Origin of the sequence: Candidatus Nitrotoga arctica (assembly GCF_918378365.1) — a bacterium.
Taxonomy (GTDB): Bacteria; Pseudomonadota; Gammaproteobacteria; order Burkholderiales; family Gallionellaceae; genus Nitrotoga; species Nitrotoga arctica.
On sequence record NZ_OU912926.1, the window covers coordinates 1757767 to 1779373 of the forward strand.

Sequence of the window (21607 nt, forward strand, 5' to 3'; positions counted from 1 at the left end):
TCATGATTGTTTCCGTCACAACGCCGTCAGACTGGCGTTGTCGATGACGAAGCGGTATTTCACGTCCCCATTGATCATACGCTCATAGGCTTCGTTGATCTCATCGGCGCGGATCATCTCGATGTCCGACACAATGCCGCGCTCGGCGCAGAAATCGAGCATCTCCTGCGTCTCGGGAATGCCACCGATCGCCGAGCCGGCGATGCTTCGGCGCTTGAGGATCAGGTTCATTACGTTCGGCGAAGGGTGCGGCGTGGCCGGCGCGCCGACCAGGGTCATGGCCCCATCGCGCTTGAGCAGGACCACGAAGGCGTCTAGATCATGGGGTGCGGCGACGGTATTGAGTATGAAATCGAAGCTCTTGGCATGCGCGGCCATTTCGTCGGCATTGCGCGAGACCACCGCCTCATCCGCGCCCAGTGCTTTCGCCGCCTCACGTTTGGATTCGGACGTAGTGAAGGCGACCACGTGCGCGCCCATCGCGTGCGCCAGCTTGATGCCTATGTGGCCCAGTCCACCGATGCCGACGATGCCCACTTTCTTGCCCGGCCCCGTCTTCCAGTGGCGTAGCGGTGAGTAGGTGGTGATGCCTGCGCACAGCAGCGGCGCCACGGCAGCCAGCTGCGCCTCGGGGTGGCGAATGCGCAGCACGTAGCGTTCGTGCACGACGATCTGTTGTGAGTAGCCGCCCAGCGTATGGCCGGGCGCGTCCGGGGTTGGGCCGTTGTAGGTGCCGACCATGCCGTCACAGTAGTTTTCAAGGCCAACATCGCACTCCTCGCAATTCTGGCAACTATCAACGATACAACCGATGCCGACCAGATCATCGACCTGAAAGTCCACCACGTGCGCACCGACGGCGGAAACGCGGCCAACAATTTCATGTCCCGGTACGCAGGGGTAGAGTGTGCCGGGCCACTCGGAGCGTACCTGGTGAATATCCGAGTGGCACACGCCACAATAAGCGATGTCGATCTGTACATCGTGCGCGCCCGGCGCACGCCGGATAATTTCCATCGGTTCTAGAGGTTTCTCGCCCGCGTGGGCGCCATAGGCTTCTACAATCATCAAAGTACTCCTTATATAAGTAATCTTTCATCGCCCCACTTACTCAGGTCCTGCCCTGCTGGTGAGATGCCGTTCCAGCGCATCGCCTGCGCGCCGCGCAGCATCGGCATCCACCCGGTCCGCCAGTACTTGGGTAAGTTGGCGCAGTTAGTCGGCTGTGATGCCCACGTTCATACTAATGCGCATGTGCGCTTGCAATTGCGATTCGGCCCCTTGCAGAGCGGACAGCATGCCCACCGTAGCGAGCTCGCGACTGGGCCAGTCCAGGTTGTCGCGGTCAAAGATATCGCCGAATAGATGGGTCTTTCGGTCTGCTGGCGGCCCGTAGTTGCCGCTGATGCTCATACAACCAAAGCCCAGTTCCGACACCTCCAGGCCGCCCAGTTTACGAGTTTGCATACTTTCCTTTCCGTTCCACCGACTGTGCAGCTGCTGGGATTGCCCCCGACGCTGCCGCAAAAGGTAGCGCCCCGACGGCGACGGTACTGATTACCTTCAGGAAATCGCGTCGGCCGGAAGCCGAGCCGGACAGCTCTTCTGTCGTCTCATGGCTGTTATCGGATGGCATGTTCATGTTTGATACTCCTGCTGATAAATAAAAGGGAGGGACTGAAATGGAAAAAACTTTTTTAATTTATTAGAAAAACTATGTAAGCCATCTTTTCAAGAGTGTCTAGATCGAATGGCATAAACATACCTTCCTAAAATTACTTCAAATAGGCTCCACTTAGATCGCGTCAAGAGAGACTTCCAGTAAAAAAAGAGACTGAGGCTATCTGAACTCTATAGCAAGAAGTGGGGCGATACAGGATAACGAGGTGGCATTTTGGGGTATGTGCGGTAGGTCACAATTTGAGTAAATTTTTCCTGAAAGCTGACATCTTACTCATGGGAAATACTACGAAAATATGATATCAACTATGCGATCCATCAGTATGAAAGCCAAATGAAGCCTAGCGCTATGCAGCGTTTTACTGCGCGTGGCTGACGCAGTTGAATCAAAGCGACGCTGAGATGGATTCAGGCTACTCTTCATGTCATGGCAGTCTTGAAAAGCCGTCCAACTGATCGTCAATGCGCGCTGTCGCTCCACCACCTACGATACCCCATCGCCACGCACCGTCGCGGCAAGCTGTTGCGCTAGCCGCGGCTCGATCATAGATTTTCACGGCACAAGACTGAACCCCATACTGTGGTCCAACATGGCGAAACCTTCGCTGGCGAGCATCACGCTGCGCCGGTAGATATTTAATGGAACCTGCTTGGCCTGCGGCAATATCATGCCAAAACAAATCGCTACTTAAGCTGTAGGACTCCACTATAGCCAATCGATCTCAGTTCCCACGGGCGTGGAAAGTGCTCGGTAAATCACTATCTTGGCATGCACTCGGACAATATCAATTTTTACATTTCCTTTATGCCTGACAGGCAAATCTTTACATAATTTTTATATCGCTTCCTCTAATATGCTCATCATCAAAATAACCTGGACGGGAGTGATGATGGACATTGTCTTTATTTGTGCAATCGTGATGTTCCTACTGGTGACCTGTGCGTTCGCTGTGGGGTGCGCCAAGCTGGAGGAACGTCAATGAACACGTTTTATGTTATCGGCGCGGCCGTAGCGACTGGATTGCTGGTGTATCTGGTGGTGGCATTATTGAAAGCGGAGGATTTGTAAATGACTACGCAATCGTTCCTTTTGCTCATCGCGTTTCTGGCTGTGTTGCTGGCGCTGGCCTATCCCATGGGTCTCTATCTGGCAAAGGTCGGTAACGGTACACCGATCCCCGGTCTGGGCTGGATGGTCAAAGTAGAAAACTTTATTTATCGACTCTCTGGCATCACCGCAGATTCAGTGATGAGCTGGAAAACCTATGCCATAGCGCTGGTGGTATTCAACGCACTGGGCGCCATAGCCGTTTACACAGTGCAGCGTTTGCAAGCCTGGCTACCACTCAACCCGCAAGCGCTTGCCAATGTCAGCCCGGATTCTGCATTCAACACCGCGATCAGCTTTGTCAGCAATACCAATTGGCAGGGGTATGGCGGCGAATCCACAATGAGTTACCTGACTCAGATGCTGGTGTTGACCGGACAGAACTTCTTCTCAGCAGCGACCGGGATGGCGGTTGCATTCGCGCTGATTCGTGGTTTTTCATCGCGTTCGGTCAAAACTATCGGCAATTTCTGGATCGACATTACCCGCTCGACGCTGTATGTGCTGCTGCCTTTGTCGATAGTCTTTGCCGTGTTTCTGATGGGGCAAGGCGTGATCCAGAATTTTTCTGCCTACAAGGATGTCACGCTGCTCGATCCGGTAACGTACATGCAACCCAAGAGTGGCCCGGACGGCCAGCCCCTGAAGGATGCGAAAGGCAATCCGGTGCTGGAAACCTTGACCGCGAAGACGCAAACGCTGGCCATGGGTCCGGTTGCATCGCAGGAAGCGATCAAGTTGCTCGGGACCAATGGCGGCGGCTTTTTTAATGCCAACTCGGCACATCCTTACGAGAACCCGACAGCGCTGTCCAACTTCTTCCAAATGTTGTCGATTTTCCTGATTCCCGCCGGAATGTGCTTTGCGTTCGGCCGTATGGTGGGCGATATACGGCAAGGGTGGGCCGTGCTGGGCGCGATGACGGCGATATTCATGGTGACGACAGTCGTCGTGCTGATCGCAGAGCAGCAAGCCCACCCGGCACTCCACGCGCTCGGCGTCGATCAGGCAGCCAGTGCACTGCAATCAGGTGGCAACATGGAAGGCAAGGAAACACGCTTTGGCATTAGCGCATCGGCATTGTTCGCTGCGGTCACGACGGCAGCCTCGTGTGGCGCGGTGAACGCGATGCATGATTCCTTCATGCCGCTCGGCGGGATGGTGCCCTTGGTGCTCATGCAGTTCGGCGAAGTGGTATTCGGCGGCGTCGGTTCCGGTTTGTACGGCATGCTGATTTTTGCGATTCTGGCGGTGTTCATTGCCGGCTTGATGATCGGCCGCACGCCAGAATATCTCGGCAAGAAAATCCAGTCGTTCGAGATGAAAATGACGTCGATCGCGATTTTGGTGACACCGGTACTGGTGCTGGCTGGTACCGCGATTGCCGTCATACTCGACCCCGGCAGGGCCAGCATTGCCAATCCCGGCGCGCATGGCTTTTCGGAAATCCTGTATGCATTCAGCTCGGCAGCCAACAACAACGGCAGCGCGTTCGCCGGCTTGTCGGCCAATACGCCGTTCTACAACATCATGCTAGTGATCGCAATGTGGTTCGGCCGCTTTGCAATGATCGTGCCGATCCTGGCGGTGGCCGGTTCGCTGGCAGCGAAGAAACGCCTTGAAGTCACCGCTGGCACGATGCCGACGCATGGTCCCTTGTTCGTTGCATTGTTGGTCGGCGTCGTGGTGTTGGTTGGCATCCTGAACTATGTACCGGCGCTTGCTCTTGGGCCGATTGTCGAACACCTGCAACTTTTCGCACATTAATCAGGACACCTGCCATGCATATGCCAGAATCCAAGACGGCGACAGTCATGTCGCGCAAAAGCTTGACGCTTTTTGATTCCACATTGATCGGCCCAGCCATCATCGATGCGTTCAAAAAACTGCACCCACGCACGCAGTGGCGCAGCCCTGTCATGTTTGTTGTCTATGTCGGCAGCATTATCACCACCTTGCTGTTTATCCAATCCATCACCGGCAAAGGCGAGGCGAGTCCCGGCTTTATTCTCGCCACTACGGTGTGGTTATGGTTCACCGTATTGTTTGCCAACTTCGCCGAATCGATGGCTGAAGGCCGCAGCAAGGCACAGGCAGCATCATTGCGCGCACTGAAACAAACAGTCATGGCGAAGAAGCTGGTGACACCGCGGCATGACACTCCCTGGTTGCCCACTTCCGCATCTGACCTGCGCAAAGGCGATACGGTGCTGGTTGAAGCGGGTGACGTGATTCCTGCCGACGGCGAAGTGATCGAAGGTGTCGCATCGGTGGATGAAAGCGCAATTACCGGCGAATCCGCGCCTGTGATTCGTGAGTCGGGCGGCGATTTTTCCGCCGTCACCGGCGGCACGCGCGTACTATCCGATTGGCTGGTCGTGCGCATCTCGGTCAATCCCGGCGAAGCATTTATCGACCGCATGATCGCCATGGTTGAAGGTGCTAAACGGCAGAAGACGCCGAACGAAATCGCGCTGACCATTTTATTGGTCGCGCTTACCATCATCTTTTTGGTGGTGACCGTCACCTTGCTGCCGATGTCGCTGTTTTCAGTCGAAGCGGCCAAGGCGGGTGAGCCGGTCACGATTACAGTATTGATTGCGCTATTGGTATGTCTGATCCCGACCACGATCGGCGGCTTGCTATCCGCCATCGGCGTGGCCGGCATGAGTCGTATGATGCAAGCCAACGTGATCGCGACTTCAGGCCGTGCCGTCGAAGCGGCGGGCGATGTCGATGTGCTGTTGCTGGACAAGACCGGCACCATCACGCTCGGCAATCGTCAGGCATCCGCATTCATGCCGGCGCCCGGCATTACCGAAGCACAGCTGGCTGATGTCGCGCAGCTGGCATCGTTAGCCGATGAAACACCGGAAGGACGCAGTATTGTGATCCTGGCCAAGCAGCGTTTCAATATTCGCGAGCGCGAGATGGCAGAACTCAACGCGACATTCGTGCCGTTCACGGTCCAAACTCGCATGAGCGGCGTTGATATCGGCGAACGTGCGATTCGCAAGGGTGCGGCCGACGCGCTGAAAAAATACGTCGAATCGCTGGGGCGTCCATTCCCCGCCGAGGTAGCCAGAACGGTGGACGATATCGCGCGTCGCGGCAGTACCCCGCTCGTTGTGGTGGATGATGGTCGTGTGATGGGGACAATCGAATTGAAGGATATCGTCAAGGGCGGCATCAAGGAACGCTTTGCCGAATTGCGCCGGATGGGTATCAAAACCGTAATGATCACCGGCGACAATAAGCTGACCGCCGCTGCGATTGCGGCTGAAGCCGGCGTCGATGACTTCCTGGCGGAGGCGACACCGGAAGAAAAGCTCAAGCTGATCCGTAGCTATCAGGCGCAAGGCCGCCTGGTTGCGATGACGGGTGACGGCACCAACGATGCACCGGCGCTGGCGCAGGCTGACGTGGCGGTGGCAATGAATTCTGGTACACAGGCGGCGAAAGAAGCCGGCAACATGGTCGATCTCGATTCCAATCCGACCAAGCTCCTGGAAATCGTCGAAATTGGTAAGCAGATGCTGATGACGCGCGGTTCGCTGACCACGTTTTCGATCGCCAACGATATTGCCAAATACTTTGCGATCATCCCGGCCGCATTCGTGACCACCTATCCGCAATTAAAGGCGCTCGACGTGATGCATCTGACCAGTCCGTCGTCGGCCATCATGTCGGCGGTTATTTTCAATGCGCTGATTATCGTGGTGTTGATTCCGTTGGCTTTGAAAGGCGTCAAATACCGTGCGGTCGGCGCGGCATTGTTATTGCGCCGTAATCTGCTGATTTACGGATTGGGCGGCATTCTGGTGCCGTTTGTCGGAATCAAGCTGATTGATATGACACTGACCGTTTTTAATCTCGTTTAGGAGCTTCACATGATATCCATTCTTCGACCAGCGTTCGTGTTGTTTGCCGCACTGACGCTACTCTGTGGTGTGTTGTATCCGTATGCGATCACTGGTATCGGGCAAGTTGCCTTTGCCAGTCAGGCCACAGGCAGCTTGGTGTTACGCGGCGGTCAGCCGGTAGGTTCTTCGCTGATCGGTCAGGCGTTTTCTTCTCCGAAATATTTCTGGGGGAGACCATCTGCCACCAGCCCGATGCCGAACAATGCCACCGCTTCCAGCGGTTCCAATCAAGGACCGCTCAACCCGGCCCTGATCGACGCGGTAAAGGGCCGCATCGATGCATTGAAAGCCGCCGATCCAGCCAATACCGCGCCGATTCCGGTCGATCTGGTGACCGCATCGGCCAGCGGCCTGGACCCGGAAATCAGCGTGGCTGCGGCGTATTACCAGACTGGTCGCATCGCGCGCGCGCGACAATTGCCTGTCGATGAAGTGCGCAGCATCATCGATCAACACAGAGAATCCCGGTATTTAGGTTTCTTCGGCGAACCGCGCGTGAATGTGCTTGCATTGAATCTTGCACTGGATCAGCGGCGTTAAATTGGTACTGTTGAATCGTAAAATAGGCTGAATCATCCCACTGACTTATGTATCCAAACAACGACCAACGCCCGGACCCGGATGCCTTGCTGGCGCAAGTACAAGCGCAGGAGCGTCGCGCCGCGCGCGGCAAGCTCCGCATATATTTCGGCGCGTCGGCGGGCGTCGGTAAAACCTATGCGATGCTGACCGCAGCCCGCAAGCTGCAGGCTGACGGCCATGACGTGGTAGTTGGTATTGTCGAAACGCACGGTCGCAGCGAAACCGCCTCGTTGCTTGAGGGGCTCGATGTTCTACCATTGAAGACCATCGATTATCGGGGCAAGGCACTTACCGAATTCGATATCGATGCCGCGCTGGCGCGCCGTCCTGTTTTGATCCTGATCGATGAGCTGGCGCATTCGAACGCACCTGGTTCACGCCATCCAAAGCGTTGGCAGGATGTTGAAGAGTTGCTGGATGCCGGCATCGACGTTTTCACGACACTGAATGTGCAACACCTGGAAAGTTTGAATGACGTTGTCGGTGGCATCACCGGCATTCGCGTATCGGAAACCTTGCCGGATACGGTCTTCGATGAGGCCGATGAAGTTGTACTAGTTGATATTCCGGCCGATGAACTGCTGGCACGGCTCAAGGTGGGCAAAGTCTATCAGGCGCAACACGTGGAACGTGCTTCGCGCAATTTTTTCCGCAAAGGCAATCTCATCGCATTGCGCGAACTTGCGCTGCGCCGTACCGCCGATCGGATAGAGGATGATGTGCAGGCGTATCGGATAGAGAAATCCATCAACACGGTATGGAAAACTGATTCCGCACTGCTGGCTTGCATTGGACCACATTCGGGGGCCGAGCATGTTATTCGCAGCACCGCACGATTGGCCAGCCAGTTGAATGCGGACTGGCATGTGATTTACATTGAAACGCCACAATTGCAGCGCCTGCTGCCCGCGCAACGCGAACGCATTTTGAGGACATTGAAACTTGGCGAGAGTCTTGGCGCTACGACGGCTATCCTGTCCGGGAACGATGTTGCGTTGGAGATCGTGAATTATGCGCGCAGCCAAAATTTCTCGAAAATCATACTGGGACGCAGCCTTCCGACGTGGCCTTGGCATACCCCGCATCTGAAACGTGTTGCCGCCCTTGCCCCGGATATCGATTTGACCCAACTAGGTCTAGCCAGTTCGGAACCATTGCAGACTGCCGAAGAATCGAATGCGCCCGGTGTTGCGCTAAGCCTTACTCAACCACCAGCAGATGAAGTGGAATCCCTTTCGCCCCGCAAGCAACGCCAATGGCATTATGTGTGGGCGACCGCCGCGAGTCTATTGACGGCGGTGATCGCCACACCGTTATTGCCGTACCTCGATCTTGCCAACATCGTGATGCTGTTCTTGCTGACCGTTGTGCTGATTGCGGTGCGCTTCGGGCGCGGGCCGGCGGTGACCGCTACCATCGTGGGCGTTGCAGCATTCGATTTCTTTTTTGTGTCGCCGCGATTTTCCTTCGCGGTCAGCGACTTTCAATATGTGGTGACCTTTGCGGTAATGCTGGTGGTTGGATTGATCACCGCGCATTTGACTTCGGGCCTGCGTTATCAGGCGCGTGTCGCCTTACATCGCGAATCCCGTTCGCGTGCTTTGTATGAATTTGCGCGCGAATTATCCAGTGCATTGCAAACTGAGCAGATATTCGAAATTACGCGCACATTCATTGCCCGTACTTTCCGTGCCCAGGCGACACTGCTCTTACCGGACGATGCAGGCCTCTTGCAACCTCCACCGCTTGTCGTGGGAGAATTATCCAGAAATTCCAATAGGGCAGTACTCGATATGGGCATCGCCCAATGGGCATTCGATCACGCAACAGCGGCCGGTATCGGCACCGACACGCTGCCGGGTAGTCATTTCTTTTACCTGCCGCTGGTTGCGCCGATGCGCACCCGTGGCGTGCTGGCCATACAGCCGGAAAGCCGTCGCTGGATATTGATTCCGGAACAACGTCAACAGCTCGATACCTTCGCCGTGTTGGCGGCGATCGCACTGGAACGGGTGCACTACATTGAGGTCGCACAGGACGCGCTGGTGCGCATGGAATCGGAAATGCTGCGCAATTCCTTGCTGGCGGCACTGTCGCATGACTTGCGCACGCCGCTCACCTCACTGGTGGGCTTGTCCGAATCGCTGGCCCGGTTCAAACCGCCACTGGCATCAGGACAGCAGGCACTTGCCGACGCGTTGCATAATGAAACACTACGTATGAGCAATCTGGTGTCGAACCTGCTCGACATGGCGCGTATCCAGAGCGGGGAAGTCAAATTCAATTTGCAGTGGCAACCGTTTGAAGAAGTGGTCGGTAGCGCATTGCGCGCCAGCCAATCATTCCTCGGCAGCCATGAGGTGCAGACCCGACTTGCACGCGACTTGCCACTGATACATATCGACGCCGTATTGATCGAGCGTGTGTTGTGCAACCTGCTGGAAAACGCGACCAAATACACGCCGGCCGGTTCGCGTATCGTTATTGCAGCGGAAGTCAGCGGCCAGTTTCTGGAAGTTGCGGTGATCGATAATGGACCCGGCCTTCCGGCTGGCAAGGAAGAAGCGATATTTGAAAAATTCACACGCGGTAAACGTGAATCATCGATTCCCGGCGTCGGTCTGGGTCTGGCGATTTGTCGCGCCATCGTCGAGGCGCATGGGGGTGCCATCCGCGCTGGACAGGCAGCGGGTGGCGGAGCGTCCATCGTCTTTACTCTTCCCCTCGGCACGCCTCCCGCCATGCCTGACATGGACGAGAGTGAGGCGAACATCGGTAACACACACCATGACTGAATCCATGCCAATTGTTCTTCTGGTCGAAGACGAACCACAAATACAGCGTTTTGTGCGCACTGCGCTGGAAGAAGAAGGATGGCAAGTCTTCGGATCGGAAACGATGAAACGCGGCTTGATCGATGCCGGGACACGCAAGCCGGACTTGATCATCCTCGATCTCGGATTGCCTGATGGCGATGGCGTCGATTTCATTGTCGACGTCCGGGATTGGTCTACCGTGCCGATTATCGTACTGTCAGCGCGCACTAATGAGGCAGACAAGATCCGCGCGCTCGATGCCGGCGCTGACGACTATCTGACCAAGCCATTCGGGGTTGGCGAATTACTTGCACGCGTGCGTTCCGCCGTGCGGCGGTTGCGCCAGCCAAATGTGAATCTACATGGAGTAATCCAGTTTGGTGATATCAAGGTAGATATCAAGGCACGCCTTGTGACAAAGGCAAATCAAGTAGTGCATTTGACTCCGACTGAATATCGGTTACTTATGGTACTTGTGACCAATGCGGGACGGGTGATAACCAACCCACAATTGCTTCGTGAAGTATGGGGCCGTCGCACTCCGAGAGTAGCCATTATCTGCGTGTCTACATGGGGCATTTACGGCAAAAGCTAGAGGATAATCCAGCGCAGCCTCGCTATCTTCTTACTGAAACTGCTGTGGGCTACCGACTACTTTTACCTTTGTAAATTCGTTTGCCTCAGAGCGCTTTTAAAAAATGGTAGCGTCCCATTTGCATCTTCTTGGTTGCCATCATTTGTACTTGGCAGCCTCTTCCAGCATCCGGACGTTAAAATCTGTGCCCCAACCGATCTCAGTTCGGGCAAGGAAAACGTTCGATAACTCGCTATTTCGGCACGCAGCCAGACAATATCAATTTTTACATTTCATTTATGCCTGACAAGCATGTTTTTACAAAATTTTTAGATCGTTTCCGCTAATCTGCTCATCATCCAAATAAATTCGGATGAAAGTGATGATGCCGGCTTTTGAAAAGCACTTTCAATTGTGACTGCGCAACACCTGTACAACTAAAACCATTAGTAATGGAAATATCATGAAAAAACTGATTCTCGCTACCACAGCGATAGCTGCATTTACAGGCGGCTTTGCTCACGCAGAAGATAAAAAACCAGATACCGCATTAACCTTTAACGGTTATGCTGAAACATACTATAGCTACGATTTTAATAGACCAATAAATAACACTAAACCACCATTTATTTATAGCTATAACAAAAATAATGAGGTTTCAGTGAATTTGGCTTTTGTGAAAGGATCGTACAACACAGATAGTGTCAGAGCTAATCTCGCATTAGCTGCTGGTACTTATATGAATGCTAATTATGCATCTGAGCCTGGCGTATTGAATAATATCTATGAAAGCAATGTTGGCCTGAAGCTTTCTAATAAAAATAACCTGTGGTTTGATGCTGGTGTCTTTTCTTCACATATTGGTTTTGAAAGTGCCGTTGGTAAAGACAATTGGACTTTGACCAGAAGTATAGGAGCAGATAACACACCTTATTATGAAACTGGCGCCAAAATCAGTTATACGTCAGAGAATGGCATATGGTTTGTGAGTGCCTTAGTTCTGAATGGTTGGCAACATATTCGACGCGTGGAGGGGAATTTTTCCCCTTCCTTTGGTACGCAGGTTACTTATAAGCCTTCCGCAAAAGTAACCTTGAATTGGAGCACATTTATTGGAAACGACAAGCCTGATAATGATAAGAAAATGCGTTATTTCAATAATTTTTATGGGGTTTTTCAACTGAATAGTGAGCTTGCCGCAATATTTGGTTTTGATATGGGAGCCGAACAAAAAAGCAAAGACTCTTCAGCCATGAATACGTGGGTCAACCCATCGATAATTTTGAAATATACGCCAGCAGCAAAAACTGCTATCGCTATAAGAGCGGAATATTATGATGATAAAAATGGAGTGATTATCGCAACTGGCACACCTAATGGTTTTAAAACATGGGGTTTCTCAACTAATTTTGACTATAACATTGCGAATAATATTGTGTGGAGAATTGAAGCTAGGACATTAAGTAGCAAAGACAATATTTTCATTAAAAATAATAATAATATCGCTAACAACAATGCTTTTGTGACAACGGCTTTGGCTATAAGTTTCTGATGAATCATTGCAACAAAACTGTGTACTGTCAATCCTTCAGCCCTTACTTGATGTATCGACGCGATTTCCCGCCATTGCGACAAAAGTCACTACGGCAATCACGCTTCGTGCAGTACTCCATCCATCAGGCGAAGTTGACGCTGCATTTTCCCCGCTAGCTCCAAGTCGTGGGTGACTACGATGAAACTGGTATTAAGCCTGGAATTGAGCTCTTGCATCAGTTCAAATAATGCTTGCGCACTGGCGCGGTCAAGATTTCCTGTAGGCTCGTCGGCTAATACGCAGGCTGGCTCGGTGACGAGTGCGCGCGCTACGGCGACACGCTGACGTTCACCACCGGAAAGTTCGGCGGGCAGATGCTCCGTACGTTGTGCGAGACCTACTAGCCCGAGCATGCGCGCGGCAATCGGGGCTGTTTCACTGCGCTTCATGCCACGGATCAGTAATGGCATGGCAACATTTTCCAGTGCGGTGAATTCCGCTAGCAGATGATGGAACTGGTACACAAAACCCAGCGCCCGGTTACGCAGAGTACCGCGCTCTGCTTCATTCATGGCTTGCACATCGTGGCCGAGGAGGGCGACGCTGCCGCTGCTGGCCTTGTCCAATCCACCGAGCAAGTGGAGCAGGGTGCTTTTGCCGGAGCCGGAGCTACCTACGATGGCGATACGTTCACCGCGCATGACGTCAATGTTAACGCCGGTAAGCACGGGTACATTGAGTTTTCCTTGCACAAAGATTTTGCATAAATTGCGGCAGGAAATAACCATCTCACTCATAGCGTAGCGCCTCCGCCGGTTGTGTTCTGGATGCGCGCCAACTTGGATAAAGCGTAGCGAGCAGGCTGATGAGAAAGGAGAAACATGCCACGACCAGCACATCGTCGCGCTGTAAATCGGAGGGCAGCTCGTTGATAAAATACACTTCCTTCGAAAGAAAGTGCATGCCCAGCAGTCGTTCTATAAACGGAACCACAGTGTCGATGTTGAGGCTTAGCAGTATGCCTCCTCCAACGCCGAATACCGAGCCGATCAGGCCAATCAGGGCGCCTTGTACAATGAAAATTTTCATAATGCTGGCGGGCGAAGCACCGAGCGTGCGCAGAATGGCGATGTCGGCTTGTTTATCGGTAACCGCCATTACCAGCGTGGAGACAATATTGAACGCGGCTACCGCAACGATGAGTGAGAGAATGATAAACATCATTTTCTTTTCGATCTGCACTGCGCGGAAATAATTAGAGTGCTGGCGCGTCCAGTCACTAACGTAGGTATTGCGCGGTAAGATGCGTTGTATCTCGATGGCTACCTGCGGAGCCAAATCGAGATCATTCAGACGTGCGCTGATGCCGCTTACCGCACTACCCATTTGATAGAGCTTCTGCGCGTCATTCAGGTGAATTAGTGCCAGCGCATTGTCATATGGCGCCATACCGATCTCAAAAATGCCGACTACGCGGAATTGCTTGAGGCGCGGCACCATTCCAGCAGGCGTGATCTGCCCCTGAGGAGAGATGAGTAACACCTTGTCATTCAGATGTGCCCCTAGCGTGCGTGCCAAGTCTGAACCCAGCACGATGCCGAAACTGCCTTCCCGTAAGGCTTCCAGCGAACCGGCTTTCATCTTGTCGGAAAGGTCTATCACTTTGCTTTCATGCTGCGGCAAAATGCCGCGTACCATTACGCCCTGTACGTTTTGATCAAACGACACCATGCCTTGTCCATTCACGAAAGGCGCGGCAGCCGCTACTTGCGGATATTTTGCCGTGAGCTGTAAGGTAGGTTGCCAATCGACCATATAGTTTCCCTCTTCACTGATTTGCAGGTGGGGCGCGATACCTAGAATACGTGTACGGATTTCTTTTTGGAAACCGTTCATCACCGACAGCACTACAATCAGCGCGGCCACACCCAAGCCCATACCCAGCATGGAGATAAGCGAAATAAAGGAAATGAAATGATTGCGCCGCTTGGCACGGGTGTAACGCAGACCGATAAAGAGTTCGTAAGGACGCAAAGTTGAAGAGTTCGAAATGAATTGGGCGCTAGTTTGCCACAAGAGCGTTCCCTGTGGGATGGTAAACTAGTACGGATAAAAAATTACTTCACGACAGCTGTCTCTGGTATCCCTATACGAAAAAAGATTCAAGGGGGTTTCTTGATTGGATATGAGGCGATTACTCAGGGTTTTGGACGCTGGCCGAATTGGTTTTGACAAGAATATTGCACAGCGATCATTCGCAAAAATCGTCCATTTCTGCGGTTTTTTTGTTGTTGGATAAGCAACAAGGTGAAGATCAACGTGGTCATTCATCAAGAGCAACAAAAGTATGCATCAATTTACGCAATATCCTGATTAAGTACTTTCAGACAAATTCAACATGAAAAATGTAGACATCGTTATCCTTGATCTATTCTTGCCGCAAGAGATTTCTGTCGATGCTTGCGCCGATCTGTCAGTGCCTGTCCTTGAGAAAATGCTGGCGCGTGCCAAGTGTGAATTGTTACCATCAGAAGTTTATTCAACAGGTACGCTGGAAGAGTGGCTATGCCGGGCTTTTGGTATCGCACGACAATTGGACGAACCCATCGCACCGATTACCGTGATGGCGGACGGGATGCAGCCAGGTACCGGCTATTGGTTACGTGCAGACCCAGTACATTTGCAGATGCAGCGCACGCAATTGTTTTTGCATCCGGATGTACCATTAAATGCTGATGAAGCGACTCAGCTGTGCGCCAGTTTGAATACACATTTTGCTGCTGAAGGTTTAAGTTTTTTTTCGCCTCATCCGCAGCGCTGGTATCTCTACATGGAGAGCATTCCAGACATCGTGACACGTCCTTTGTCACAGGTGGCAGGCAGGAATGTACAAACGCATTTGCCGAAAGGACAGGATGCCTTGCGTTGGCATAAAATCTTCAACGAAATCCAAATGCTTTTTTTCGAACATGCTGTTAATCAGGCGCGCGAGGTGCATGGTGATTTGCCCATAAACAGTATATGGCTGTGGGGAGGAGGGCATGCGGTAGAGCAATTGGCACGGCCGTATACGAAAGTTTGTGGTGACAGTTTTCTGGCCGGGGCTTTCGCACAGGCGGCAGGCATTTCCTATCAGATATTGCCGGATGATTTAAGCCCGTATGTTGATGATAATGAGGGTGATATGCTAATCATCTGGGAAGGTTTGCGCCGGCCTTTCCAACAAGGCGACCTGCATGCCTGGCGCGATTCAGTGCAATGCCTGGAGCAAAGTTATATCGCACCATTATGGAAAGCACTGCGTAACGGGCACATCAAGCAGCTGAGCTTGAATGTACTGAATGCAGGCGTTGTCAATCGATTTGTGTTGACGCGCAGTGCGGTGTGGAAGCCGTGGCGTTTGTCTAAATCTTTGGCGCAATATGCGTTGGCATAGCGTAAATAACCAAACTAAAATTTTTCAGCAATCCAACAAAATTCTATCCGCGCTTCTTTGGCCTGGCTAACCAGATACTGTATCATTTGAATACGCAAATAAATACGAAATTTATGAAAGCTATCTTCTTGGATTTTGAGCAGCCCATCGCCGAATTGGCAGGCAAAATTGAGCAACTGCGCTTTGTACAGAATGATTCTGCACTTGATATTTCCGATGAAATTAACCGTCTACAAATAAAAAGCCAGGCGTTAGCTAAGGATATTTACGCCAAGCTCACACCGTGGCAAATCTCGCAAGTGTCACGCCATCCACAGCGCCCCTACACGCTAGATTACATTCAGCACCTGTTTACTGATTTTGAGGAACTGCATGGAGATCGCTCCTATGCCGATGATCCGGCTATCGTCGGCGGGCTGGCGCGTTTTAATGGCCAAAGTGTAATGGTGATCGGACATCAAAAAGGGCGGGATACCAAGGAGCGACAATATCGCAACTTTGGCATGCCTCGCCCCGAGGGCTACCGCAAAGCGATGCGCTTGATGCGGCTGGCGGAGAAATTCGATATTCCCATTATGACTTTTATTGACACTCCGGGTGCATACCCCGGAATTGGTGCCGAAGAACGTGGTCAGTCCGAAGCCATCGGAAAAAGCTTGTATGTGATGGCAGAACTACGGGTGCCATTGATTTGTACGGTGATCGGAGAGGGCGGCTCTGGTGGCGCGTTGGCCATTGCGGTCGGTGACGTGTTGTTGATGCTGCAATACGCCACATACTCAGTCATCTCGCCAGAAGGCTGCGCTGCCATCCTTTGGAAAAATGCAGACAAGACGGCTGATGCGGCTGAAACGCTGGGTATCACCGCGACCAGATTGAAGACGTTAGGGTTGATTGACAAGATCGTTAACGAACCGCTGGGCGGTGCTCACCGTGATTGTGAAGCAATGATGCTGACTCTGAAAAAAAGCTTACAAGACGCCCTGAAACAGGTGCAATCTCACTCCATAGACAAGTTATTACAGATCCGTTTCAACCGCGTAATGGGCTATGGCAAATTCAAGGAAGTCGAGCTTTGATTTAACAGAGCACGTCGCCGACGCGCTCTCACCCTTGCTTCCTGCGGACAGCTCCATCCTGCTCGGATTAAGCGGTGGTGTTGATTCGGTCGTCCTGCTGCACCTGCTACAGCAGCTTTCCCTCCGTTGCTCATGGCGTTTAAGCGCATTGCATGTACATCACGGTATCAGCCCGCAGGCGGATGTTTGGGCGGTATTTTGTGCTGATTTGTGCGCGCTCTATGGAGTCTCCCTGCAAGTCGAACATGTAGATATCGCGCCGTTACGCTCGCTAGGCATTGAGGCGGCGGCGCGAAAACTTCGTCACGCCGCGCTTGCACAACAGCAGGTGGATTTTGTAGCGCTGGCGCATCATCTTGATGATCAAGCTGAAACTTTGCTGCTGCAATTGTTGCGCGGGGCTGGGGTGCGTGGCGCAAGCGCTATGCCAGCGATAAAGTATCGTACCAATGCCCCAACACTGTTACGCCCTTTACTTAATATTCCTCGTTCCATATTGCTGGAATACGCCCAACAACATAACCTCCAATGGGTGGAAGATGAAAGCAACGCTGATGACACTTACCCACGCAATTTTTTACGTCATCGCATACTGCCGCTGTTAGAACAACGCTTTCCAACCTACCGCAAAACTTTGTTGCGCAGCGCACAACATTTTGCCGAAGCAACTGAACTGCTGGATCAATTGGCACAACAGGATGCGGATGGGGCAATATCGAATAACTGTTTGGATATTAAGCAATTGCGTGTGTTAGGCATTGTACGGGGGAAAAATTTATTGCGTTATTTCCTTACAGCGCAGGGGGCAGCCATTCCGGACAGTACACGGCTACAAGAAATGCTGCGCCAGCTGTGCAATGCTCGCCAAGATGCGCAGGTGTGCATCGACTGGCAGGGCTGGCAAATGCGTCGATATCGCGACCACGCTTACACCATGCCTGCGTTGCCGCCACCGATTGATTTTACCGTTACGTGGCATGGTGAAGCAGAAATATTGTTGCCTCCACCACACGGTGTGCTTCATTTTAGAAATACCATCGGACAGGGTATCAGTGTGGCAAAGTTACAACTTGGAATTGCCAAAATTCGTTCGCGTCGTGGTGGCGAAAACATTCGAGTGAATGCGGCGCGACCGCAACGCGACTTAAAAAATCTGTTGCAAGAGCATGGGATGCTACCATGGCAACGCGACTTATTACCCTTGCTTTTTTGCGATACTGACTTAGTGTGTGTCCCTGGCATAGCAATAGCCAGTACATATCAGGCTCAACCGGATGAAGCTGGAGTGGTGGTCATTTGGCGCGCAGATCTCAATACGGAATAAATTCCCGGCTACTGGATGGTGAAGCAGTTCAGAGTGGCTTTCCAGTCCAGATTAATATTGTCCACTAGTGCTAGGTAAAATAGTCAGGATGAACTACGAGTTTTTGATAACTTTGTGCAGACTCCTGTTAATCGACTAGATTGAATATGTCGTATAGATCACTTTTCGGATTATCTATAGCTAACTGTAGGGTAACCTTCCCTTATCAATATCTTAACTTTTCCATAAGTAGAAATAATTTTTATAACTTCTTTTTGCTTAATAAAGTCAAAGAGTTCAATGGTTGTATAGTCCTGTAAATAGTGATCACTAATTTTGAATTCTTTGGTAATTCCGGAAATTTCCATATAAAAAACCACTTCGTTAGCATCAAATTCATGCTTGTGCCTGACTTTACACCCCGGAATAATATTTGATAGATGCTTGCTTATTACCTCATGCTTTACTTTCATTTCCCTTATTTCGCTCATTTGAGGTAATTTGAACCATTTTATCATCCAGTTTCTTAGCATTTAATTATGTAAGTGCATTCTAGCCTAATTGAGGAATAGCTATAGTTGTTATTACTGATGTTACTGAAGAGCAAGTGCAGCGAGCGGTAGAACGACTCAACCACCGGCCACGCAAAGTGCTGGGTTTCAGATCACCGCATGAAGTACTATTCGGGGTGGAGATGCGCTACACCAAACCAACATTAGCTGTTGCACTTCGAACTTGAATCCGCCCAATTAAAATTGTAAGCTCAACAAGATTAATACAACTAAATTTGTTACTGCAGGGTCAATAGTTTTATAATTTCTTGTAATTGATACGATGACTTGGTACAGTTCACCGTCTTTTCAACCACACGGAAGTCAACATCATGAATAAATCAGAATTGATTGATGCAGTAGCCAAATCCACTAAGCAGACAAAGTCTAGTATAGAAGAAACCTTAAATGCACTAACGGCGGCGATTCAAACTTCTTTAACAAAAGGCAATAACGTCCAACTAATAGGTTTTGGTACTTTTGCCGTAGAAGCACGCGCTGCAAGAATCGGCCGCAATCCAGCCACAGGCAAAGAATTAAAGATATCAGCCAAGAATGTTGTTAAATTCAAAGTCGGTAGTAAGTTGAAAGATGCGGTCGCTGGTGCAAAAACCAAGAAAAAATAACAGGATATTGTTTAACTACCAAAATCTGCGGGATATCCGATATTTTATATCTTCTGCAGATTAATTAAATCAAGAATCGGAAGCAGAGTTATTCTTTATAATTTCAATATTATCAAGGAGTAAAATTATGAGCAAAGGTCAAGAAAGTAAAAAGGCGGTCAAGAAGGAACCCACGAAAACACTGAAAGAAAAAAAGGCCGCAAAAAAAATAAAAAAAGATGAAAAGATGCGCCAAGGATAAATACCATATCAGCATCTAGCACACCCGCCAAAAAACGCTTAAACGTAAGCAACGGAGACTGTTAGAGAAGATTTAAGAAGCTGACGTATTTCAGGAGAATTGGCTAGTTTTTTGACATTTTCAAGAATCAGTAATCTAACCTTAAAGGTGTTGCGTAATAATGAATTACGCAACACCTTTTTTATTGGGGGCGGATTCAAGAACCAACCACAACAGTTAATGTTTAGTCGCGAATTTAGCGAATTCCATATTGAGCAGGAGCTCGTTGTAAACCGCTACGGGTGTTCGAAATCCGAGCGATTTCCTCGGACGTGTATTTAAACTCCAAGCAATTTCATCCAACTGTTCTTGCGTGTAGGTCGACAGGTCTACTCCCTTCGGCAAATACTGGCGCAGCAGTCCGTTCGTATTTTCGTTCAAGCCGCGTTGCCACGGGCTGTGCGGGTCGCAGAAGTAAACCGCCATACCCGTTCGTTCAGTCAGTTGCACGTGTTTGCTCATCTCGCGCCCCTGATCGTAGGTGAAGGTCTTGCGTAGCTCTGGCGGAATTGCACTGAGCGCTTCACTGAAACCGTCCAGGGCAGATTGCGCCGTGCCATCAGCCATTTTGGCTAACACCACCAGTAATGTAGTGCGTTCGACCAGCGTGCCGACTGAGGAACGGTTCATCGCACCTTTGATCATGTCGGCTTCCCAGTGCCCCGCTATCAAACGATCCGCCACTTCCGGCGGACGCAGGTGGATGCTCTGCATTTCTGCGATATGTCCGCGACCATCTGGAGCACGGGTCTTGGAACGGCGCTTGTCACGACTCCAGCGTAAGCTGGCAATCAATTCACGGCGCAGTTCACCACGCGGCATGGCGTAAAGGGTGTGGTAAATCGTTTCATGGCTTACACGTTGTGAAGGCTGATCTGGGTACATACTTTTAAGTGTGCCTGCAATTTGCTCAGGTGACCATTTCTTCTTGAGATGTTCCTTCACAACTTCAAACAACGGATTCCCCTCCACGAGCTTCAATGGCCTACGGGGCTTGATTCGCAAACGGCGTGCCTGTTCGCCAGCCAAGGAGGCAACGTAGCCAGACTCACATCCCAAATCTCGTGCAATCTCGTTTGAGATAGTGCTTGGCGAGCGTTTCAAGAATCGCCCAATTTCCCTCAGTCCACTTCCTTCTCGTTTCATTAGCATAATCGTCGCGCGCTCTTCAGCATTCAACTGCTTGTAATGCTTTCCTGATTTCTCCATTCCAACACCTTAACCTCTCCAAGGTGTTGTGGTTGGTTATTGAGCGCGCCGGGTTTATCCAAGGGTGTAATTGCGTTTCCCTATCCACTTCAGGCATCGATGGGCACTGTCTCGGTCTTGAAGTGACCACACTTCGAACAGACGAGCATCAATTTCGCACAGTTAACGTTATCTTCAATTTCCCGGTTGCAGGGCCACAGCTAGGTCCCGCTTTTCACCTTGATGCATTACAGTCAGCTGGATTACATCGCCGACTTTGTAGTCACCAAGACGGGCCAGCAGTTTTTGTACCGAATAGACATCCTTGCCATTAACCGCCACGAGAATGTCGCCAAGAGTCATACCTTGTTGGGTCACTGTCACGCCCTTGAGACCCACTTTTTCGGCGGCTGATCTTGGATGCACGCACAGTACCACTATACCCTTGGTGCCAGTGATAGCATTCAATCGTTCGTTGATTTGTTCATCAGCTTCGATACCCAAAGCTGGACGAGAGTATATTTCCCACTCTTGATTAGTTGTGGCACCACGCGCATTACGGTGTCTACAGGGACAGCAAAACCGATACAGGCGGATGCCCCACTGGGACTGTAGACGGCGGTATTGATGCCAATGAGACGACCCGCTGAATCCAGCAGCGGACCGCCCGAGTTGCCAGGATTGTGATTTGGCGAAATTCGGCTCGATGCTGCCGAAGCAATAAACCATAGCCTCTTTACATGAGCAAGCCAGCAACTTTTTATACCTAAATTATGAACGCTATGAATATCCTTTTGAATCTGCTTATAAGTTGCCATTTACTCTCCTTAGAGAAATAAAAAAAACTCATATCGCTGACGAGCCAAATATTAATTAGTGCTGATGAATGAAAAACTGTCGGTTTACTGATCTCAAATGGAATACATT

General features: G+C 51.1%; 20 protein-coding genes and 2 pseudogenes. 12 read left to right on the plus strand and 10 right to left on the minus strand.

The window, feature by feature from the left end:
* Nucleotides 1-15: 15 nt before the first annotated feature.
* The 4 genes from MKZ32_RS07890 to MKZ32_RS15830 form a co-directional block, all read right to left on the minus strand.
* Nucleotides 16-1068, minus strand: coding sequence for an NAD(P)-dependent alcohol dehydrogenase (locus tag MKZ32_RS07890; protein ID WP_239796783.1), 1053 nt, complete (start codon nt 1066-1068; stop codon nt 16-18).
* A 147-nt stretch (nt 1069-1215) separates the two neighbouring features.
* A complete protein-coding gene (locus MKZ32_RS07895; protein WP_239796784.1) occupies nt 1216-1467 on the minus strand; it encodes a carboxymuconolactone decarboxylase family protein in 252 nt (83 codons plus the stop codon).
* Complete coding sequence (locus MKZ32_RS07900; RefSeq protein ID WP_239796785.1) at nt 1454-1642, minus strand: hypothetical protein; 189 nt, start codon at nt 1640-1642, stop codon at nt 1454-1456. Before MKZ32_RS07900 ends, MKZ32_RS07895 begins: the two co-directional genes overlap by 14 nt.
* 463 nt (nt 1643-2105) lie before the next feature.
* On the minus strand, nt 2106-2396 hold the full coding sequence (locus tag MKZ32_RS15830) for a hypothetical protein (protein ID WP_478210033.1): 291 nt from the start codon (nt 2394-2396) through the stop codon (nt 2106-2108).
* Between the two features lie 263 nt (nt 2397-2659).
* Here MKZ32_RS15830 and kdpF point away from each other — a divergent pair, with 263 nt between their 5' ends.
* The 7 genes and pseudogenes from kdpF to MKZ32_RS07940 all read left to right on the plus strand — a co-directional run bounded on the left by kdpF (nt 2660) and on the right by MKZ32_RS07940 (nt 12235).
* Complete coding sequence (gene kdpF / locus MKZ32_RS07910) at nt 2660-2749, plus strand: K(+)-transporting ATPase subunit F (protein WP_173052072.1); 90 nt, start codon at nt 2660-2662, stop codon at nt 2747-2749.
* A complete protein-coding gene (gene kdpA, locus MKZ32_RS07915; RefSeq protein WP_239796786.1) occupies nt 2750-4555 on the plus strand; it encodes a potassium-transporting ATPase subunit KdpA in 1806 nt (601 codons plus the stop codon).
* A gap of 47 nt (nt 4556-4602) precedes the next feature.
* Nucleotides 4603-6669 (plus strand): potassium-transporting ATPase subunit KdpB, encoded by a 2067-nt coding sequence (gene kdpB / locus MKZ32_RS07920; RefSeq protein ID WP_239796787.1) that lies wholly within the window; start codon nt 4603-4605, stop codon nt 6667-6669.
* A gap of 9 nt (nt 6670-6678) precedes the next feature.
* Nucleotides 6679-7251: a potassium-transporting ATPase subunit KdpC gene (gene kdpC, locus MKZ32_RS07925; RefSeq protein WP_239796788.1), complete on the plus strand. Its 573-nt coding sequence runs from the start codon at nt 6679-6681 to the stop codon at nt 7249-7251.
* Nucleotides 7252-7298: 47 nt separating this feature from the next.
* Nucleotides 7299-10088, plus strand: coding sequence for a two-component system sensor histidine kinase KdpD (gene kdpD / locus MKZ32_RS07930; protein ID WP_239796789.1), 2790 nt, complete (start codon nt 7299-7301; stop codon nt 10086-10088).
* Nucleotides 10054-10778 (plus strand): annotated as a pseudogene (kdpE, locus tag MKZ32_RS07935) (two-component system response regulator KdpE). Before kdpD ends, kdpE begins: the two are co-directional and overlap by 35 nt.
* A gap of 368 nt (nt 10779-11146) precedes the next feature.
* Nucleotides 11147-12235 carry a porin gene (locus MKZ32_RS07940; RefSeq protein ID WP_239796790.1) on the plus strand — a complete coding sequence of 363 codons (1089 nt, stop codon included), beginning with the start codon at nt 11147-11149 and terminating at the stop codon, nt 12233-12235.
* Between the two features lie 98 nt (nt 12236-12333).
* Here the strand turns inward: MKZ32_RS07940 and lolD are convergent, their stop codons facing one another.
* Both lolD and MKZ32_RS07950 read right to left on the minus strand, forming a co-directional pair.
* Nucleotides 12334-13014, minus strand: coding sequence for a lipoprotein-releasing ABC transporter ATP-binding protein LolD (lolD, locus tag MKZ32_RS07945; RefSeq protein ID WP_239796791.1), 681 nt, complete (start codon nt 13012-13014; stop codon nt 12334-12336).
* Nucleotides 13007-14251, minus strand: a complete 1245-nt coding sequence (locus MKZ32_RS07950; protein ID WP_239798120.1) for a lipoprotein-releasing ABC transporter permease subunit — start codon at nt 14249-14251, stop codon at nt 13007-13009. Before MKZ32_RS07950 ends, lolD begins: the two co-directional genes overlap by 8 nt.
* A gap of 364 nt (nt 14252-14615) precedes the next feature.
* Here MKZ32_RS07950 and MKZ32_RS07955 point away from each other — a divergent pair, with 364 nt between their 5' ends.
* From MKZ32_RS07955 to tilS, 3 genes are all read left to right on the plus strand, one after another.
* Nucleotides 14616-15653, plus strand: a complete 1038-nt coding sequence (locus MKZ32_RS07955; RefSeq protein ID WP_239796792.1) for a hypothetical protein — start codon at nt 14616-14618, stop codon at nt 15651-15653.
* A gap of 113 nt (nt 15654-15766) precedes the next feature.
* Nucleotides 15767-16732: an acetyl-CoA carboxylase carboxyltransferase subunit alpha gene (locus MKZ32_RS07960; RefSeq protein WP_239796793.1), complete on the plus strand. Its 966-nt coding sequence runs from the start codon at nt 15767-15769 to the stop codon at nt 16730-16732.
* Nucleotides 16704-18056: a tRNA lysidine(34) synthetase TilS gene (gene tilS, locus MKZ32_RS07965; RefSeq protein ID WP_239796794.1), complete on the plus strand. Its 1353-nt coding sequence runs from the start codon at nt 16704-16706 to the stop codon at nt 18054-18056. The genes MKZ32_RS07960 and tilS overlap by 29 nt, the downstream gene beginning before the upstream one ends.
* Nucleotides 18057-18226: 170 nt before the next feature.
* Here the strand turns inward: tilS and MKZ32_RS07970 are convergent, their stop codons facing one another.
* Nucleotides 18227-18526: a hypothetical protein gene (locus tag MKZ32_RS07970; RefSeq protein WP_239796795.1), complete on the minus strand. Its 300-nt coding sequence runs from the start codon at nt 18524-18526 to the stop codon at nt 18227-18229.
* A gap of 92 nt (nt 18527-18618) precedes the next feature.
* On the opposite strand from MKZ32_RS07970, the pseudogene MKZ32_RS15685 reads away from it, so the two are divergent.
* Both MKZ32_RS15685 and MKZ32_RS07975 read left to right on the plus strand, forming a co-directional pair.
* A pseudogene (locus tag MKZ32_RS15685) lies at nt 18619-18774 on the plus strand (IS30 family transposase); the annotation flags it as partial.
* Between the two features lie 144 nt (nt 18775-18918).
* The gene (locus MKZ32_RS07975; RefSeq protein WP_239796796.1) at nt 18919-19212 is read left to right on the plus strand and encodes an HU family DNA-binding protein; all 294 of its coding nucleotides are present in this window, start codon (nt 18919-18921) and stop codon (nt 19210-19212) included.
* Between the two features lie 457 nt (nt 19213-19669).
* On the opposite strand, the gene MKZ32_RS07980 is transcribed toward MKZ32_RS07975, so the two are convergent.
* The 3 genes from MKZ32_RS07980 to MKZ32_RS15840 all read right to left on the minus strand — a co-directional run bounded on the left by MKZ32_RS07980 (nt 19670) and on the right by MKZ32_RS15840 (nt 21498).
* Entirely contained in the window at nt 19670-20701 is a 1032-nt protein-coding gene (locus MKZ32_RS07980; RefSeq protein WP_239796587.1) for an IS30 family transposase, read from the minus strand.
* Between the two features lie 174 nt (nt 20702-20875).
* Nucleotides 20876-21148, minus strand: coding sequence for a PDZ domain-containing protein (locus tag MKZ32_RS15835; RefSeq protein WP_478210034.1), 273 nt, complete (start codon nt 21146-21148; stop codon nt 20876-20878).
* Nucleotides 21145-21498, minus strand: coding sequence for a S1C family serine protease (locus MKZ32_RS15840; RefSeq protein WP_478210035.1), 354 nt, complete (start codon nt 21496-21498; stop codon nt 21145-21147). The genes MKZ32_RS15835 and MKZ32_RS15840 overlap by 4 nt, the downstream gene beginning before the upstream one ends.
* Nucleotides 21499-21607: the final 109 nt, after the last annotated feature.

Coding starts and splice junctions, on each gene's coding strand:
- MKZ32_RS07890 (WP_239796783.1), bottom strand. CDS start 1,068: ATGATTGTAGAAGCCTATGGCGCCCACGCGGGCGAGAAACCTCTAGAA.
- MKZ32_RS07895 (WP_239796784.1), bottom strand. CDS start 1,467: ATGCAAACTCGTAAACTGGGCGGCCTGGAGGTGTCGGAACTGGGCTTT.
- MKZ32_RS07900 (WP_239796785.1), bottom strand. CDS start 1,642: ATGAACATGCCATCCGATAACAGCCATGAGACGACAGAAGAGCTGTCC.
- kdpF (WP_173052072.1), top strand. CDS start 2,660: ATGAACACGTTTTATGTTATCGGCGCGGCCGTAGCGACTGGATTGCTG.
- kdpA (WP_239796786.1), top strand. CDS start 2,750: ATGACTACGCAATCGTTCCTTTTGCTCATCGCGTTTCTGGCTGTGTTG.
- kdpB (WP_239796787.1), top strand. CDS start 4,603: ATGTCGCGCAAAAGCTTGACGCTTTTTGATTCCACATTGATCGGCCCA.
- kdpC (WP_239796788.1), top strand. CDS start 6,679: ATGATATCCATTCTTCGACCAGCGTTCGTGTTGTTTGCCGCACTGACG.
- kdpD (WP_239796789.1), top strand. CDS start 7,299: ATGTATCCAAACAACGACCAACGCCCGGACCCGGATGCCTTGCTGGCG.
- MKZ32_RS07940 (WP_239796790.1), top strand. CDS start 11,147: ATGAAAAAACTGATTCTCGCTACCACAGCGATAGCTGCATTTACAGGC.
- lolD (WP_239796791.1), bottom strand. CDS start 13,014: ATGAGTGAGATGGTTATTTCCTGCCGCAATTTATGCAAAATCTTTGTG.
- MKZ32_RS07955 (WP_239796792.1), top strand. CDS start 14,616: ATGAAAAATGTAGACATCGTTATCCTTGATCTATTCTTGCCGCAAGAG.
- MKZ32_RS07960 (WP_239796793.1), top strand. CDS start 15,767: ATGAAAGCTATCTTCTTGGATTTTGAGCAGCCCATCGCCGAATTGGCA.
- tilS (WP_239796794.1), top strand. CDS start 16,704: ATGGCAAATTCAAGGAAGTCGAGCTTTGATTTAACAGAGCACGTCGCC.
- MKZ32_RS07970 (WP_239796795.1), bottom strand. CDS start 18,526: ATGAGCGAAATAAGGGAAATGAAAGTAAAGCATGAGGTAATAAGCAAG.
- MKZ32_RS07975 (WP_239796796.1), top strand. CDS start 18,919: ATGAATAAATCAGAATTGATTGATGCAGTAGCCAAATCCACTAAGCAG.
- MKZ32_RS07980 (WP_239796587.1), bottom strand. CDS start 20,701: ATGGAGAAATCAGGAAAGCATTACAAGCAGTTGAATGCTGAAGAGCGC.
- MKZ32_RS15840 (WP_478210035.1), bottom strand. CDS start 21,498: ATGGCAACTTATAAGCAGATTCAAAAGGATATTCATAGCGTTCATAAT.